Below are 17,449 nucleotides of genomic sequence, written 5' to 3' on the forward strand. Positions count from 1 at the left end.
ATGATGAAACTGCGCTATTCGGTAGACCTGCAGTATTTTGCTGGTGAGAAAACTGAAAAAGCAACGCCGCATAAACGTGAAGAGGGCAGAAAAAAAGGACAAGTTTTTAAAAGCGCTGATTTGTGTACGGCAGTTAGTCTGCTTGCCTTTTTCTTATACTTTCGATTTGCCGGCGGTGGAGTCATTGAGCAGCTCGCAAAAATGATGGGGCAATTCTTTAATGTAAACTTGTGTATGTCCGTAACTGAGCAGAATTTACACAAGATGTTCACTGATCTTTCAATCCAGGTATTGAAACTGCTTTTGCCAATTCTGATCATTGCGTTGGTTGTCGGTGCGGCATCACAAATTTTTCAAGTGGGCTTCCTTTTTCTTCCCGAGTCATTAATGTTTAAAGGTGAACGGATCAGCCTGCCCAAGGGACTTAAAAGAACTTATTCACTTCGTGCGATTGTTGAATTACTTAAGTCAATGCTTAAGATTGTTTTCGTCGGTATAATCGCATTTGCTATCCTGTGGATGAATCGTCAGTCAATAGTCCAATCGGTCAGTCAGCCGCTTCTGGAGAGTGTCCGTTCCTTGTCGCAAATCATGTTGAACATGGGAATTGCTGTTTCAATAGCGCTGATTGCATTGTCGCTGCTCGATTATCTCTATCAGAAATATGATTATGAGAAAAACATGCGTATGTCCAAACAAGATATTAAGGACGAATTCAAAACTATTGAAGGAAACCCGCAAATAAAATCAAAGATTAAGGAACGGCAAAGGCAGATGGCACTCAACCGTATGATGCAGGAAGTGCCGAACGCGGATGTTATTATTACAAATCCAACACACTTCGCCGTTGCACTGCAGTATGACGCAGAAGAAATGACTGCGCCGAAAGTGATCGCAAAAGGAGCGGATCTTATCGCTTTGCGGATCAAGGAAATAGCCAAAGAGAATCAAATTGTTATTGTTGAAAAAAAGCCGCTTGCACGGGCACTTTACCATCATCTTGAGATAGGCGACAGCATACCTGAAGAATTCTTCAAAGCGGTTGCTGAGATCCTTGCCTATGTATACCGTTTAAAAGGCAAAGCCTGATCGGAAAGGAGGAAAAACGATGAAAACGAGAGATTATATTGTGATGATCGGTGTCGTGTTAATCGTGATGATGCTGATCATTCCATTACCGTCATCTTTATTGAGTTTCTTAATTATCATAAATATTTCCCTTGCACTTGTTGTTCTTCTTGTCACACTTAATGTAACGGAATCTCTCGATTTCTCGGTGTTTCCTTCACTATTGTTGATTATGACTTTGTTCCGGATCGCCCTTAACGTGTCAACGACTCGCTTAATCCTTACTGAGGGTGATGCCGGCCGTGTTATCGAAGCGTTCGGGCAATTTGTTGTAGAGGGAAACATCATTGTTGGCCTCGTCGTTTTCTTGATTCTTATTATTGTCCAATTCATCGTCATTACAAAAGGTGCCGAACGTGTGGCAGAAGTAGCCGCCCGTTTTACATTGGACGCAATGCCTGGAAAACAGATGAGCATTGATGCTGACATGAACGCGGGACTGATTAACGATCAAGAAGCCAAACGTCGCCGAGAAAAAATTACACGTGAAGCCGATTTCTACGGGGCGATGGACGGAGCCAGTAAATTTGTCAAGGGCGATGCAATTGCCAGTATGATCATTGTGGCCATTAACCTGATTGTCGGCATGATCATTGGTGTCATGCAGCAAGGAATGAGTCTCGCCGATGCGGCGCAAAATTTCAGCTTGTTGTCGGTTGGCGATGGAATCGTCAGCCAAATCCCTGCTCTTCTGATTTCGACGGCCACTGGTATTATTGTGACACGTTCGTCTTCTGAGAACAATATGGGAAAAGAAGTGTCAGACCAGCTGATGGCCTACCCGATCATGCTGATTATTGCTGGTTGCGTGATTTTCATTCTTGGTTTGACTCCAATTGGTCTGTTGTCCACGCTTCCAATCGCGTTAATTCTTGTCATCTCAGGTCTGCTTATTCGCAGACGCAGGGTCAATGTCGAGCAGGACGCGACTGCTGAAGAAGACAAGAAAGCTGAAGAAACATTTAAAAGTCAAGAAAATGTGATGAATCTTTTACATATGGATCCTGTCGAATTCGAGTTTGGCTATGCACTTGTGCCCCTTGCCGATAGTTCACAGGGCGGGGATTTGCTTGATCGAATCGTCATGATCAGACGTCAATTAGCGCTGGAGCTTGGGTTCGTGCTGCCAGTTGTTCGAATTCGTGATAATATACAGCTTGAACCAAGCAGCTACCGAATTAAAATTAACGGCAGTGAGGTTGCAAAAGGCGAATTGCTTCCTGATCACTATCTTGCAATGAGTCCGGGAATTGAAGATGAGTCGATCAAGGGTATTGAGACCCTCGAGCCTGCCTTTGGGCTTAAAGCACTTTGGATTGATGAGCAAACGAAGGAACAGGCGGAGCTGTCAGGTTATACTGTAGTTGATCCTCCATCTGTTGTATCTACTCATTTAACTGAAGTTATGAGAAAGCATGCTTATGAACTCGTTGGTCGGCAAGAGACGCAGCAGCTCGTTGATCATTTGAAAGAGCAATACCCAGCTTTAGTTGATGCCGTGATTCCTGATCCTTTATCGGTTGGTGATGTACAGAAGGTCTTAGTTAATTTATTGAAGGAAAATTTGTCAATTCGAAACTTGCCGATTATCTTTGAGACGCTGGCGGATTACGGACAGATGACTAAAGAGACAGGACTGTTGACAGAATATGTACGGCAGTCCTTGTCACGACAAATTACGGAACAGTTCACTAGTCAAGGAGAAACACTAAAGGTACTGACACTCAGTCCTGATCTTGAACGAAAAGTGTCTGATTCTGTACAGAAGACGGAGCATGGAAATTTTCTTGCATTAGATGGATCGACAACGTCACAATTACTGAAGAACTTGTCTGCCTCCATTGAAAAATGGGCGGATTTGGAAAGTGATCCGGTTATACTCTGTTCACCAGCCGTACGTATGTATGTCCATCAATTAACCGAACGATATTTTCCAAATGTTCGAGTCCTATCTTACAACGAACTAGAGACGAATGTTGAAGTTCAAAGTATTGGGGTGCTGAGCGCAGCATGAAAATGAAAAAGATTATTGCACCGACCATGGCACAAGCAATTGAAAAAGTAAAACAAGAATTGGGCAGCGATGCAGTTATTTTCCACACAAAAAAGGTGACCACAGGAAAGTTTTTCAATTTGTTCAAAAAGGAAAACGTTGAAGTGTTGGCTGCCAGTGATTCAGAAATGGATGTGCCGATTAATAAACCAAGAAAAATAACCGATGTAAGAGATAAGGAAGTTATGCCTCATCATCGTTCAGCAGCAGATAGCGGAATGCCATTTAGACGCGTAAGTGAAAAAGTGGACCGACTTTTTACTGCACCTGATTTAATTGAAGAACTGCGCGGCAAACTTTTAGATCAAGGAGTAATTAGCAGTGATCTAGATGCATTAACTCAGGTGTTGATCAAAAAATGGTATCAGAGTGACGAGCGTATGACTCGAGAAGAAATGATCCAAGTAATAAAGGGCCGATTGGTTCAAAATCTTGATCCCACACGCTTTCAAACATCTGTACTTAGTAATCGCTATATTATGCTCGTCGGGCCAACCGGTGTTGGCAAGACGACAACCTTGGCGAAACTTGCCAGTCGTGCAGTTTTGGACGAGGGGAAAAAAATAGCTTTTATAACTACGGATACGTACAGAATTGCAGCTATTGACCAATTAAAGATGTATGCAAATATTCTCGGCGCACCAATTGAAATTGCATACACAGATCATGATTTTCATGAGTTGATGCAAAAATTAGCCCACTATGATCAGATTTTTATTGACACTGCAGGGCGCAACTTTAAAAATGGCGCCTATATAAACGATTTGATCCGCTTGATTCAAGATGAGTCTCAAATTGGCATGTTTTTAGTCCTCTCGGCGACTATGAAACTTGAGGATATGAATATGGTCATTCAACAGTTTGATCCATTACATCTTTCACAGTTAATTCTCTCTAAAATGGACGAGACTTTATCTTATGGTGCGATAATCAGCATGCTCTTGAAGCATCGGCAGTTAAACGTTTCATACATAACAAACGGACAAGATGTACCTGATGATTTAAGTAATCCGAATCTTCGAGAATTGATTAATCTATTATTGGGTGATTCAAATGATAAATGATCAGGCAGAGAAATTAAGAATGCGCATTTCCCAAGAAAAAGATACAATTCAGACCGCGCCAATCATTGGTATTGCCAGTGGTAAAGGCGGAGTTGGAAAGTCTGTTTTTTGTGTCAATTTTGCTTTAGCACTTGGAGAATTGGGCAAAAAAGTTTTGATTATTGATCTGGATATTGGAATGGGAAATATTGAACAAATAATAGGCAGAAATGCAAATACTAATATTGTGGACGCGATAAAAAGCGAATGGCCATTCCAGCAGGTTCAGGTGGGTGTAACCCCAAATTTTTCATTCATCGCTGGCGGTTCTGGACTTTCCAACTTGTTTCATATGAATCAAAATTATTTAACTTTCTTTGTTGAACAACTTGAATTAGTGAAACGCCAATTTGACTTTATTCTTTTCGATTTTGGAGCGGGTGCGTCTGAGGATATGCTTCATTTTATGCTCGCAGTAAATCGCTTGATTCTCATTACAACGCCTGAACCACCGGCAATGGCAGACAGCTACTCATTAATGAAAATGGTGTACGGCTTGAAGAAAGACTTGGAGATCTCATGTGTTGTCAATCAAATTTTTAATCGCAGAGAAGGCATGGATTCGTGGCAGCGGCTGTCATCAGTCGCTGAGCGGTTCTTAGGTAATTCGCCGACATGGCTTGCTTCTTTGCCAAAAGACCATAATCTTTTGATGTCCGTACGAGAACAAGTTCCGTGCATGCTCAGCAGGCCGCGTGCCCACTACTGTGTTAACATGAGGCTGCTTGCTCGGTCCTTTCTTGTTCAGTGCATTGGGCAGGCGGAGCATAAAAAAACGGGATCATTTACGGATAAAGTCAGAACTTATTTTGGGTTGCTAAGGAGGAACGAGCGATGAATCAGATTAAGGTGCTCGTTGTTGATGATTCTGCATTTATGAGGCAAACGATTAAAGCAATGATTGAAGAAGACCCTATGTTGCAAGTGGTGGCGACGGCAAGGGACGGCAAGGACGCTCTTGAAAAATTGTTTCATTATCATCCTGATGTGATCACCCTTGATATTATCTTGCCAGGAGACAAGGATGGGCTTGGGGTTTTAAATGATATTATGGGGCTGCAGCCTACACCGACAATTATGGTCAGCGGAGCTTCAGATGAAAATGCAAATTATGTTATTGAAGCAATGAGCAGAGGCGCTTTCGACTTTATATTTAAGCCATCTGGGAAGCTTTCTGATATGGAACATATTGAGCATGAACTGCAGGCCAAAATCAGACAGGCGGCAGTATCAAGGATTAGAGTGGGAGAACCTGTACGGATTAGTGAAAAGAAGGACGTATTAGAGATATCTCGAAAACGTTCGTTGAGCAACTCAATAAAAAGCTCTCCCATTGTACTCATTGGTACTTCTACCGGCGGACCAAAGGCATTACAGTCTGTTGTGCCTAGACTGAACAGCAACTTGCCGGCGCCAATACTTATTGTGCAGCATATGCCGCCTCGATTTACAAAATCGCTTGCTGATCGGCTCAATCGAATGTCACCTCTTTCTGTAACTGAGGCTGCAGAAGGAGAACTGCTTGAAAATGGGCATGCATACGTTGCACCCGGCGGTTTGCATTTGCTGATTGAAGAAGACGAACAAAAACGCCTTAAAGTGCGTCTGTCCGATTCACCGCCTGTAAATGGTGTGCGTCCATCTATAGATGTTACACTGCAATCACTTGCAGCATTGCATGGTTATTCCTATGTTGTCTCGATACTGACTGGAATGGGTAAAGACGGTGCTAAAGGAATTACCGAACTATGTGCCGCGGGAAATGATGTGCACGCCATCGCTGAGTCCGAAGAGACATGTACAGTGTTTGGCATGCCAAAAGCAATGATTGAGACAGGACAGGTAAATGAAATTCAGCCTTTATACCATATTTCCGAAGCGATCTGCAGTCAATTCGGATTACAGGGAGATGAATAATCATGGATATGAGTCAATATTTAGGCGTGTTTCTTGACGAGGCAAGAGAACATTTGCAAAACTTGAATGATAAACTGATGACACTGGAGCAGAATGCGGACGATCCTGAACTGATTAATAGTATTTTCAGATCTGCACATACATTAAAAGGCAGCTCCGGACAAATGGGCTTTCAAAACATGATGGAACTGACGCACATCATGGAAAATGTATTCGATGCACTTCGTCATCAAAGTATTCGTGTCAATTCAGAGATGATCGATGTTCTTTTTGAAGGAATGGATCATCTTGAAGCAATGGCCGACTCAATTGAGCAGAGCGGCAGTGATGCATGTGATGTAGCCGCTACCGTACAGAAGCTTCAAGCCATCACTTCGGGTGGACAGACCAATTCGAAACAAGCAGAAAAGAAAACGGAAACGAGTAGTTCCAATGCATCCATTCATGGAGAAACTATAAATCTAACGGATTATGAAAAAGAAGTTATTTCTCAAGTCCAGGAACAAAAAATGCAAGTGTTTGAAACAGTTGTCGTGCTAAATAAAGATTGCGTGCTCAAAGCGGCAAGAGCGTTAATGATCTCCAATGCTATAGAAGAGATTGGGACAATCATTGGCACACGTCCTTCAACAGAAGAAATTGAGAAAGAAGCATTTGATCAGCAACTGGGCTTTCTAATTGCAACGGATACTGAAGAACAGCAAGTTCTGGAAAAAATAAATGGAGTTTCAGAAATTGCAAAAGTTACAGTAACCCCTATAACTACTGTAGAAGAAAAGCAGCCAGTTGAACAGAGTCCGCTGGCACAGGAGATTGGTTCGAAGAAACAGGAAAAACAAGCAAAGGCTCCTAATAAATCGGCGAGTGCTCATCAGCCGGTTGCCGTAGCTAAAACGATTCGTGTAAATCTTGATCGAATTGACCAGTTGTTGAATCTATTTGAAGAATTAATTATTGATCGCGGACGGCTTGAAAAAATAGCTTCCGAAATTGATAGTGGAGATCTTAAAGACACGGTTGGTACAATTAAACGCGTGTCAAATCAGCTTCAGGAAACCATTCTCAATTTGCGTATGGAGCCGATTGAACAAGTATTCAACAGGTTTCCAAGAATGGTTCGCAGTCTGTCTAAGGAACTGAATAAGAATGTAAACTTTGTCATAAAAGGCGCTGAAACTGAACTGGACCGCACAGTAATCGAAGAATTAGGCGACCCACTCATGCATATGATTCGAAATTCAATGGATCATGGCATTGAAACACCGGAAATTAGGATAGAAAAAGGAAAAGACCCTCAAGGAACGCTGTCGCTCAGTGCTTTCTATAGCGGAAATCATGTTTTTGTAGAAATTGAGGACGACGGTGCAGGGATTAATCGAGAAAAAGTACTTTCTAAAGCGATTGAGAAAAATGTCGTCACGAAAGAAGCTGCGAAAAAATTGACTGACAAAGATGTATATCATTTACTTTTCGCTTCCGGCTTCAGTACTGCGGACAAAATTTCAGACATTTCAGGTCGAGGTGTTGGTCTCGATGTAGTTGAAAGCAAGATCCACTCATTAAGCGGCACCGTTGAAGTAGATTCTGCACCCGGAATTGGATCAAAATTCACGGTGAAATTACCATTGACTTTATCGATTATAAATGCACTGCTTGTGCAATGCCATGAAGAAATTTATGCAATTCCTATCTCATCGATTGCTGAAACAGCACTAAAACGAAATATTGAGATGCTGACAATCCATGATCAGGACGTTATGGAATACCATGAACAAATTGTACCGATTGTTAATCTTGATGAGTATTTATCAATTCGCTCTGAAGTTAAAGAGGGCAGTCAAGAGGACAACCAGAGAGGTTCATCTGTAGTAATGGTTCATCATGGCAATAAGCATGTTGCCTTGACTGCAGACAAATTACTTGGCTATCAGGATATTGTCGTGAAACCGCTTGGCAAGTATCTGAAAAATGTGTCGGGTTTTTCAGGCGCAACGATACTCGGCGACGGCAAGGTTGCCTTGATTATTGATTGCCAGGCAATCATCGCAAAACAGAAGAAAAAGTACTTGAAAGAACAAGCTTGAGGAGGGTGTCACATGGCAGATCAGGATGAAATCATGAAGGTAATACTGTTTGAAATGAATGCTGAAACGTACGGAGTACCGGTAGAACAAGTATTGTCCATTGAAAAAGTAGATACCATTACACGTCTTCCAAATGCAGCTTCATTCATTGAAGGTGTGATGAATTTGCGCGGATTAATCATACCCATTGTTGACGTTCGCCGGCGCTTTCAAATGGGTGAATCTGAAGTAACAAAAGAAAGCCGAATCATCGTTGTTGACGTAGAGGAAATGAAAGTCGGGTTGCTTGTTGATACTTCTAAAGAGGTCTTAGATATTGAAAAAGGTAAGATTGAAAAGGCACCGGAAATTATCGGCGGACCGTCTGCGACCTATTTAAATGGCGTCGCTCAAATTGGAGAAAACAAATTGCTGCTCCTCCTGAATCTTGATCAAGTGCTTAATCGAGATGACGTTGCAGCTCTGCAGAAAATAGAGGGCTGATTCATGCACAACTTAAATGAATTGCGAACCCCGCATCTTGATTTGCTTAAGGAATCAGGGAACATCGGTGCTGCACATGCTGCTTCATCTTTGTCCGTTCTATTAAATAAACCGATTGACATGAGAATCCCGTCTGTTCACGTGATGCCCATTGCCGATTTAATTGATAACGACGCTGAAAAACATGTCGCTGCCTCTTACATTCAAGTGGATGGCGGATTTAGGGGCTTTTTCTTCATGATGTTTGCTGTTGATCAGGCGAATATGCTGATAGAAGAACTTGTTCCTGGCAGCAATGTACTTGACGATGCCATGGGCAAATCAGCGTTTTGCGAAATCAGCAACATTCTTTGCGGCTCCTACTTGTCAGCGTTGGCATCTTTTCTCAACATTCCTCTTACCCAGTCACCGCCGGTTTATGCAGTGGATATGGCGGGAGCAATTCTGAGTGAGGGCTTAGTTGAATTATCACTATATGATGAATCTGCACTGCTTATTGATGCTGTTCTCTTTGATCGACAGAGAGGAAGCAGACTGAATGGCGAATTCTTATTTCTGCCCTTTCCTGATTCTTTGGATGCGATTTTTGACATCGCAGAAGGGAAGTATTCCAAGTGATCCACGTCGGTCTGTCTGAGATTAAATTTGCCGAATGCCCGGAGACACTGAAAACACTTGGCCTTGGGTCATGTGTTGGCGTCGTGATTTACCATGATCAGAAACAAGTTGCCGGAATGGCCCATGTTATGCTGCCTGATTCATCGCTCGCTCGAACAACGACGTATCCACTTGGAAAATATGCGGACACTGCTGTCCCTGCATTACTAAAAAAGATGACGGAGTATTATGATTGCCCAATTTCTCAGTTGAAAGCAAAAATTGCCGGTGGTGCAGAGATGTTTAAAACGACGAAATTGCTTTCGATGGGGAGTATTGGAAGCAGAAATGTTGAAGCAGTTAGGAATCAACTCTCTGCGCATCATATTCCGGTAGTTGCAGAAGAAACAGGTGCTGATTATGGACGAACTGTTGAGTTTTTGACGGAAACCTGTAACTTGACGATTCATGCTATATTTAAGGGGAAACGTATCATTTAAGTAAACAAAGGAGGGAAGACAATTGGGAAAGCCCGAAACCATGGAATCAAAGTATTGGGACCGCTGGATTCAGTCCCATGATGCAGAGGCCGCAAATTGTCTTCTTGAACTCTATATGCCCCTTGTTAATTACCACGTACAGCGGATCGGGTCCGGATTGCCGCGAAATATCGACCGTGGCGAACTTCAAAGTTTCGGTTTGCTTGGACTTTACGATGCCCTGGAAAAATTTGATCGTCAGAGAGACTTAAAATTTGATACATACGCATCGTTTCGAATTCGTGGAGCAATTTTAGATGGATTGCGCAAAGAAGATTGGATGCCGCGATCAACACGTGAGAAAAGCAAAAGAATTGAAAAGGCAGCGGAGCAAATTGAACAAGCCAAAATGCGATCTGCAAAACTTGAAGAGGTAGCTGATGTTTGTGGCCTGTCTCCAGAAGAAGTGTCGCAGGTCTTATCCGAGAGCTTGCTGTCCAATCTAATTTCACTTGATGACAGCTCCTCAGGAAAAGGAGGCGAAGGTTCGTCGTCTTCTATTGAAGATAATCATGCGGTGCTTCCGGAAAAACGTTTGGTAGATCAGGAGGACCGGGCACAGCTTGCAAAAGAAATTGACAAACTCAGTGAGAAAGAACGGTTAGTTGTTTCTCTCTTTTATTTTGAAGAACTTACGCTAACTGAAATTGGGCAGATTTTAAATCTATCGACTTCACGTATCTCACAAATTCATAGTAAAGCGCTTTTCAAACTGCGCCAATATCTTAGTGCAAATGAAATGAAAACTACATAAATAATGTGAGGTGAATGCATTGACAGCTTTTTGGGTAACACTTAATTTTGTTTTACTGCTTTTAGCTCTATATCTCATTTTGCATCTCTATCAAAGAATCAGAATTCTGCAGCAAGACCTGTCGTCGCAAAACATTGAAGAAGCCAAAAAAACCTTTGCCGAGCACATTGAGGCAGTTCGCGTGGAAAATGAGCAATTTCTTTCAGAAGTAAGGGCACTGCTAACGAAACATGCTGCTGAACAAGCAAGCGTATCTAAAACTAAGCGTACAAGAAAAACAAATTCAAGAGCGAAAACAGCTGCGTCGAAACAGAAAGAATCTGATACAGAAGGATCAGATCAATCTTTTGCCAAAACGCTAAATAATGCTGAATTGGTGCAATCCATGAGGGAATCAACGAGCAAAAAAACAGACCCATCTGTTAATCTTGAGCAAAGTAACGAAGGATGGATGCCCCCGATCGAGGATATTAAGGACCAAGTAGAAGAATCTCCGTATCTGAAAGCAATGAAATTAAAAAATAAAGGCTATTCAAATACGGAAATTGCTAAAGAAATGAATCGTGGAACCGGCGAGATCGAACTGCTGCTTAAATTGCAAGGAAAAGTTCAATCCTAATCTTGCTATGTTGTTTAGAGTATGGTATAGTTACGTTTGGTGTCAATCACACACGTCTGTTGATTTATGCGCGGGTGCTGAAGCGATTCAGCCGCACACGAAAATGATGCAGACGGAGGAATAAAACCATATTAGGAGGAATTTTTTTCATGTCAGTTATTTCAATGAAACAATTACTTGAATCCGGTGTGCATTTCGGTCATCAGACACGCCGCTGGAACCCGAAAATGAAGCCGTATATTTTTACGGAAAGAAACGGTATCTACATCATTGACTTGCAGAAAACGGTTAAGAAAGTTGAAGAAGCCTATAATTTCGTTAGAGATATTGCTGCTGACGGAGGAAAGATTCTGTTCGTCGGCACAAAAAAACAAGCTCAGGATTCTGTTAAGGCTGAAGCGGAACGTTCAGGTCAATTCTTTGTAAATCAACGCTGGTTAGGCGGAACACTTACTAACTTTGAAACGATTCGCAAGAGAATCAGACGTCTGAAAGATATTGAAAAAATGGAAGCAGACGGCACTTTTGATGTGCTGCCAAAGAAAGAAGTCGTTGGATTAAAGAAAGAATGGGCTCGTCTTGAAAAATTCTTGGGCGGTATCAAGAATATGGAGAGTATTCCGCAGGCACTGTTTGTCATTGATCCGCGCAAAGAGCGCATTGCGATTGCTGAAGCACATAAATTGAATATTCCGATCATCGCAATTGTTGATACAAACTGCGATCCAGATGAAATCGACGTTATCATCCCAGGAAATGATGACGCGATCCGTGCTGTGAAACTGCTGACCGGTAAGATGGCAGACGCAGTTTTGGAAGCAAACCAAGGCGAAGAAACAGAAGAAGCCGCTGCTCAACCAGTGCCGGCTGAAGCTGCTGCTGAGGAACCTGTTAAAGCAGAATAATTAAAGTTAAAGCATTTAGTGGGGTGATAAGGGGCTAGCCCTTTATCACTCTTTTCACGAAAACTTAGGGAAGACAAAAAAGGAGGACTCTCATTGGCTGCAATTAGTGCAAAACAAGTAAAAGAATTACGTGAACTGACAGGCGCAGGAATTATGGATTGCAAACGTGCGCTTGCTGATGCAGAAGGCGACATTAAGAAAGCGATCGATGTGCTTCGCGAAAAAGGCATGGCTAAGGCTGCAAAGAAATCCGGACGTATCGCTGCTGAAGGCTTGGCAGAAATCAAAATAGACGGCAATAAAGCCGTTGCTCTTGAAGTGAACTCTGAAACGGACTTTGTTGCGAAAAACGCAGAGTTTAAGGCACTTATTGATGTGCTTGCTCAGCATCTGCTTGACAATGAACCTGCTACTGTAGAAGAGGCACTTACTCAGAAGACGGCAGCAGGTGAAACGGTAGCCGATACGATTACGGCTGCGATTTCTAAAATTGGTGAAAAAATTTCTTTGCGCCGCTTTTCAATTGTGGAAAAGACTGATGCTGAAGTATTCGGCTCCTATCTGCATATGGGCGGACGCATCGCGGCCTTGACAAAGGTTGCAGGCGCTGATGAAGCCGTTGCAAAAGACATCGCCATGCATGTGGCAGCCATTCGCCCACAATATCTTAAGGAAGATGAAATTCCTGCTGATGTTGTTGCCCATGAAAAAGAAGTGCTGACACAAGAAGCGCTTGGCGAAGGAAAACCGGCAAATATCGTGGAAAAAATGGTTGTCGGCAGAATCAAAAAATTCTTCAAGGAAATTTGCCTTGTTGATCAACCGTTTGTTAAAGACGGTGACGTCACTGTAAAGGAATATCTGAAGAGCAAAAATGCCGACGTCCTTGCCTTTGTACGTTATGAAGTAGGCGAAGGGATCGAGAAAAAAGAAGATAACTTTGTTGATGAAGTAAAAGCACAAATGAAACAATAATTGCGCCTGTAAGGTGACTGTTGAACGACGATATCTATAGCAACCGTCAAATAACCGTTTTGCGGTTTTCAACACCCGATGAAACAGAGCAAGGGATTACAATGGGGCACGGGTTACGTGCCCCTTTTTTTAAAATTATCCAATGAGAGGTGCAATGAAGATGCCGGAAAAGGCGAGATATAAGCGGGTCATTTTAAAACTAAGTGGAGAAGCGCTGGCAGGTGCAAACGGATTTGGTATTGAACCGAGCATAATCCGTTCGATTACTAAGCAAGTCAAAGACGTTGTCGAATTGGGTGTTGAAGTAGCCATCGTTTGCGGCGCCGGAAACATTTGGAGAGGCAAGGCAGGCAGTGAAATGGGCATGGATCGCGCACAGGCGGATTATATGGGCATGCTGGCTACCGTCCTCAATGCGCTCGCTCTCCAAGATTGCCTTGAAGGTATCGGGGTGGAAACACGTGTTCAAACATCTATTGAAATGAGACAAGTAGCAGAACCGTATATTCGCAGAAGAGCGATTCGTCACTTGGAAAAGGGACGTGTCGTTATCTTTGCTGCTGGTACGGGCAATCCTTATTTCTCTACAGACACAACTGCTGCTCTGCGTGCTGCAGAAATTGAAGCTGATGTGATTTTGATGGCGAAAAATAACGTGGACGGCGTTTACTCTGCTGATCCTAAAGTTGATAAAACTGCAAAAAAATATAAAGAAATTTCATACTTGCGTGTTCTTAATGAAGGACTGCAGGTTATGGATTCTACCGCTTCTTCACTAAGTATGGATAACGATATTCCTTTGATTGTCTTTTCACTTTCTGAAGAAGGAAATATTAAGCGTGCCGTTTTGGGAGAAGACATCGGCACAGTCGTAAAGGGGCGATAATTAATGGCTCAATCGGAACTATTTAAAAATGCAGAAGAACGTATGGAAAAAGCTGTTAAGGCATTTCAACGTGAATTGGTTACAGTTCGCGCAGGCAGGGCGAATCCGTCATTGCTCAATAAAGTAACTGTTGAATATTACGGAGCTGAGACACCTTTGAATCAAGTGGCGTCAATTACAGTTCCTGAAGCACGTTTGCTGCTTGTGCAGCCATATGATCGTACGGCATTGGCAAATATTGAAAAAGGAATCATGAAATCTGATCTCGGTATTACGCCGACAAATGACGGCAATGTGATCAGAATTGCTATTCCTCCGTTGACTGAAGAAAGGCGCGCGGAACTTGTGAAACTTGTACGCAAAATGGCTGAAGAAGCCAAGATTGCCATTCGCAACGTTCGACGCGATGCAAATGATCAAATTAAAAAAATGGCAAAAAATAATGAACTAACAAAAGATGATGTCAGAGAAGCTGAAGATGATGTTCAAAAGTTGACCAATGACACCATCAAGACGATTGATCAAGTTGCAACAGAAAAAGAAAAAGAAATGATGGACATTTAAGGTAAGAAATAAGCCAAACTGACACCATACACTATTCCAAGGTACATTGTTTGTTTTCAAATAAACTGCGCTCTGGATGTTCAGTATCAGTAATGGGGGAAAATCAATGTTTGAGAAATTTTCCTTACATAGGGAAAAAACGGAGAGTCCGCAGCATGTGAAGGAATCTGGCAGAATGCCGGAGCACGTTGCAATTATTATGGACGGAAACGGGCGTTGGGCAAAAAAAAGAGGACTGCCAAGAATTGCCGGACATCGCGAAGCAATGAAAACGATAAAAAGAGTTACAAGAGAGGCAGATCGGCTTGGCGTAAAGGTTCTCACCCTTTTTGCTTTTTCAACGGAAAATTGGAAACGGCCAAAAGCGGAAGTAGAATTTTTGATGAAACTGCCACAACAATTTTTAAATACCTATTTGACTGAATTAGTAGAACAAAATGTTCAAGTTCAGGCAATGGGTGATTTGTCACGCCTTCCGACATATACGCTGCACGCGATTAAAAGTGCAATTGAGCGTACAAAAGACAACACTGGTTTAATCTTGAACTTTGCACTTAATTATGGCAGCCATGCTGAGATTGTTCATGCCGTGCAGGATATTATTCAAGAAGTGAGCAACCATCATCTCAGTCTTGAAGATGTAACCGAACAGAAGATTGCAGAACATATGATGAGCCCTGCCCTGCCGGATCCTGATCTGTTGATTCGTACTGGAGGAGAGATCAGGCTAAGCAATTTTATGCTTTGGCAGCTTGCCTATACTGAACTCTACTTTTCAGAAGAATTTTGGCCTGATTTTAACGAACGCAGTCTGCAAGAAGCTGTGCATGTTTTTGCAACGAGACAGCGCAGATATGGCGGCTTAAAGGAAGGAAGCGAAAACGATTGAAACAGAGAGTTATTACAGGTATTTTGGCAGGTGCCTTCTATCTAGCTTTACTGTGGATCGGCTCCGTTCCTTTTGCCCTTCTTGCAGCGGCCATAGCAGTAATTAGTTATCTTGAACTTGCTGAAATGAATAAAATGCCTGCCTATTCGCCGGAGGTCCTTATCGGTGCATTAGCGGTTGCAATCATTGTCAGCGGTGAGTGGATATCTCCGCTCATCTTTCATTCGATTTGGCCAAAGCTGGTTGTGCTTTTGGTTCTTCTGCTTGTAAGTTTAAATGTCGTGACTAAAAATCGTTTTTCATTTGCACACTCTGCTTATCTGTTTCTTGCTGTTTTTTACATAAGCATCCCTTTCCAATTACTTGTTCGCATTCGGCTTGACAGCCTCGCTCTTGTATTTTTTGTTCAAATCATTATTTGGACTACGGACAGCGGAGCCTACTTTGTGGGGCGCAAGCTGGGCAAAAATAAACTTGCACCGTATATCAGCCCAAACAAAACGCGAGAAGGCTCAATTGGGGCTATAATCGCGGCTTTAGTTGTCGCAGCACTGTTTCAGCTGATTATCGGGTATCCTTTATTTGGGTCATGGCCGATGCTGTTTATGGTTGCTTTACTCATTTCAGTATTTGGACAGCTTGGGGATTTGGTGGAATCTGCGATTAAACGGTTTTATGGTGTAAAAGATTCGGGTACAATCCTACCAGGACACGGCGGTCTGTTGGATCGATTTGACAGTTTAATCTTTGTACTTCCATTATTATATGTATTGGGATTCATCGGATAAGGGGGTCGCATTTTGAAGAAAATCAGCTTGCTAGGGGCAACGGGATCAGTTGGCATTCAAACTTTAAGGGTTGTTCGTGAACACTCGGATCAATTTTCAGTTGCCGCATTGGCATTCGGTCAGAATATTGATGCAGCACTGCCGATTATTCATGAATTCAAACCTCAATTAGTATCGGTTAAGGATAAGCAAGTTGCAGATAAATTGCGGATCCAACTCGACGATGGGATCAAACTTGTTTATGGTATTGAGGGAATGATTGAAGTGGCAGTTTTCTCGGAGGCAGATTTTTTGGTTAATGCTGTGCTCGGAAGTGTGGGACTTGAACCCACACTTGCTGCGATCGAAGCAGGGAAAACCATTGGTCTTGCGAACAAGGAAACGCTGGTTACGGCAGGGCATATCGTGATGAAACGGGCAAAAGATTCTGGTGTGCGTATCCTCACGCTTGACAGTGAGCATTCGGCAATTTTTCAATCCATGCAGGGTCAAGACCGCTCAGCTGTGTCACGCATAATCATTACCGCGTCTGGCGGCAGTTTCAGAGACAAGAATCGCGATGAACTTGCTGGAGTTACGGTTAAAGATGCTCTTAATCACCCAAACTGGTCAATGGGTGCAAAGATCACAATTGATTCGGCTACCATGATGAATAAAGGTTTAGAAGTAATTGAAGCGCATTGGCTGTTTGATCTGCCCTATGAAAAAATTGATACGGTTATTCACCGGGAGAGTATTGTTCACTCGTTAGTTGAATATGCTGATCATAGTGTCATTGCGCAGCTAGGATGCCCCAGTATGCTCGTTCCGATTCAATATGCACTTACCTATCCTTCTCGGCTGGCACTCAAGCAAACGAGAACACTGAATTTATGTGAAATCGGCAGTTTGCATTTTCAAAAAATGGACATGCAACGTTTTCCATGTGTATCATTAGCTTATCAAGCTGGCAAAGCCGGGGGTTCGATGCCAACTGTATTAAATGCAGCAAATGAAGTTGCGGTTCAAGCATTTCTGTCGGAAAAAATTGCGTTTCTTGATATTGAACGCTATGTTGAACAGGCACTTGGGCACCATCAACTTATTAAAGCACCTGATTTAAGGACTATTGAGGCTGTTGATAAGGAAACCCGAGCTTATGTCATGAATCAAATAAATTAAAAGG

18 protein-coding genes are annotated in these 17,449 nt (G+C 42.5%); all 18 read left to right on the top strand.

Going from position 1 to position 17,449, the window contains the following annotated elements; genetic code table 11:
- The 18 genes from flhB to AC6F33_RS07900 all read left to right on the top strand — a co-directional run bounded on the left by flhB (position 1) and on the right by AC6F33_RS07900 (position 17,445).
- Positions 1-1,089 carry a flagellar biosynthesis protein FlhB gene (gene flhB, locus AC6F33_RS07815; protein ID WP_500778084.1) on the top strand — a complete coding sequence of 363 codons (1,089 nt, stop codon included), beginning with the start codon at positions 1-3 and terminating at the stop codon, positions 1,087-1,089.
- A gap of 19 nt (positions 1,090-1,108) precedes the next feature.
- Positions 1,109-3,142: a flagellar biosynthesis protein FlhA gene (gene flhA, locus AC6F33_RS07820; RefSeq protein ID WP_255746285.1), complete on the top strand. Its 2,034-nt coding sequence runs from the start codon at positions 1,109-1,111 to the stop codon at positions 3,140-3,142.
- Positions 3,139-4,245, top strand: coding sequence for a flagellar biosynthesis protein FlhF (locus tag AC6F33_RS07825; RefSeq protein WP_500778085.1), 1,107 nt, complete (start codon positions 3,139-3,141; stop codon positions 4,243-4,245). The genes flhA and AC6F33_RS07825 overlap by 4 nt, the downstream gene beginning before the upstream one ends.
- Positions 4,235-5,122, top strand: coding sequence for a P-loop NTPase (locus tag AC6F33_RS07830; RefSeq protein ID WP_255746289.1), 888 nt, complete (start codon positions 4,235-4,237; stop codon positions 5,120-5,122). Before AC6F33_RS07825 ends, AC6F33_RS07830 begins: the two co-directional genes overlap by 11 nt.
- Positions 5,119-6,201, top strand: a complete 1,083-nt coding sequence (locus tag AC6F33_RS07835; protein WP_255746291.1) for a protein-glutamate methylesterase/protein-glutamine glutaminase — start codon at positions 5,119-5,121, stop codon at positions 6,199-6,201. The genes AC6F33_RS07830 and AC6F33_RS07835 overlap by 4 nt, the downstream gene beginning before the upstream one ends.
- Before the next feature lie 2 nt (positions 6,202-6,203).
- Entirely contained in the window at positions 6,204-8,285 is a 2,082-nt protein-coding gene (locus AC6F33_RS07840; protein WP_255746292.1) for a chemotaxis protein CheA, read from the top strand.
- Positions 8,286-8,297: 12 nt separating this feature from the next.
- On the top strand, positions 8,298-8,768 hold the full coding sequence (locus AC6F33_RS07845; protein ID WP_255746294.1) for a chemotaxis protein CheW: 471 nt from the start codon (positions 8,298-8,300) through the stop codon (positions 8,766-8,768).
- Between the two features lie 3 nt (positions 8,769-8,771).
- Complete coding sequence (locus tag AC6F33_RS07850) at positions 8,772-9,386, top strand: chemotaxis protein CheC (protein ID WP_255746296.1); 615 nt, start codon at positions 8,772-8,774, stop codon at positions 9,384-9,386.
- Entirely contained in the window at positions 9,383-9,865 is a 483-nt protein-coding gene (locus AC6F33_RS07855) for a chemotaxis protein CheD (protein WP_255746298.1), read from the top strand. Before AC6F33_RS07850 ends, AC6F33_RS07855 begins: the two co-directional genes overlap by 4 nt.
- 40 nt (positions 9,866-9,905) lie before the next feature.
- Positions 9,906-10,658: a FliA/WhiG family RNA polymerase sigma factor gene (locus AC6F33_RS07860; protein WP_255746624.1), complete on the top strand. Its 753-nt coding sequence runs from the start codon at positions 9,906-9,908 to the stop codon at positions 10,656-10,658.
- A 19-nt stretch (positions 10,659-10,677) separates the two neighbouring features.
- The gene (locus AC6F33_RS07865; protein WP_255746301.1) at positions 10,678-11,277 is read left to right on the top strand and encodes a hypothetical protein; all 600 of its coding nucleotides are present in this window, start codon (positions 10,678-10,680) and stop codon (positions 11,275-11,277) included.
- Positions 11,278-11,426: 149 nt separating this feature from the next.
- Positions 11,427-12,182: a 30S ribosomal protein S2 gene (rpsB, locus tag AC6F33_RS07870; RefSeq protein ID WP_255746303.1), complete on the top strand. Its 756-nt coding sequence runs from the start codon at positions 11,427-11,429 to the stop codon at positions 12,180-12,182.
- Positions 12,183-12,275: 93 nt separating this feature from the next.
- Positions 12,276-13,157, top strand: a complete 882-nt coding sequence (gene tsf, locus AC6F33_RS07875) for a translation elongation factor Ts (protein WP_255746304.1) — start codon at positions 12,276-12,278, stop codon at positions 13,155-13,157.
- 160 nt (positions 13,158-13,317) lie between these two features.
- A complete protein-coding gene (pyrH, locus tag AC6F33_RS07880; RefSeq protein WP_480948250.1) occupies positions 13,318-14,043 on the top strand; it encodes a UMP kinase in 726 nt (241 codons plus the stop codon).
- Positions 14,044-14,046: 3 nt separating this feature from the next.
- Complete coding sequence (gene frr, locus AC6F33_RS07885) at positions 14,047-14,607, top strand: ribosome recycling factor (protein ID WP_255746307.1); 561 nt, start codon at positions 14,047-14,049, stop codon at positions 14,605-14,607.
- 106 nt (positions 14,608-14,713) lie between these two features.
- Positions 14,714-15,496, top strand: coding sequence for an undecaprenyl pyrophosphate synthase (gene uppS / locus AC6F33_RS07890; RefSeq protein ID WP_255746309.1), 783 nt, complete (start codon positions 14,714-14,716; stop codon positions 15,494-15,496).
- Positions 15,493-16,284 (top strand): phosphatidate cytidylyltransferase, encoded by a 792-nt coding sequence (locus tag AC6F33_RS07895; RefSeq protein ID WP_255746311.1) that lies wholly within the window; start codon positions 15,493-15,495, stop codon positions 16,282-16,284. Before uppS ends, AC6F33_RS07895 begins: the two co-directional genes overlap by 4 nt.
- A gap of 12 nt (positions 16,285-16,296) precedes the next feature.
- Positions 16,297-17,445, top strand: a complete 1,149-nt coding sequence (locus AC6F33_RS07900; protein WP_255746313.1) for a 1-deoxy-D-xylulose-5-phosphate reductoisomerase — start codon at positions 16,297-16,299, stop codon at positions 17,443-17,445.
- Positions 17,446-17,449 lie beyond the last annotated feature (4 nt).

This window comes from Sporolactobacillus sp. BBK16-2, from assembly GCF_059878335.1.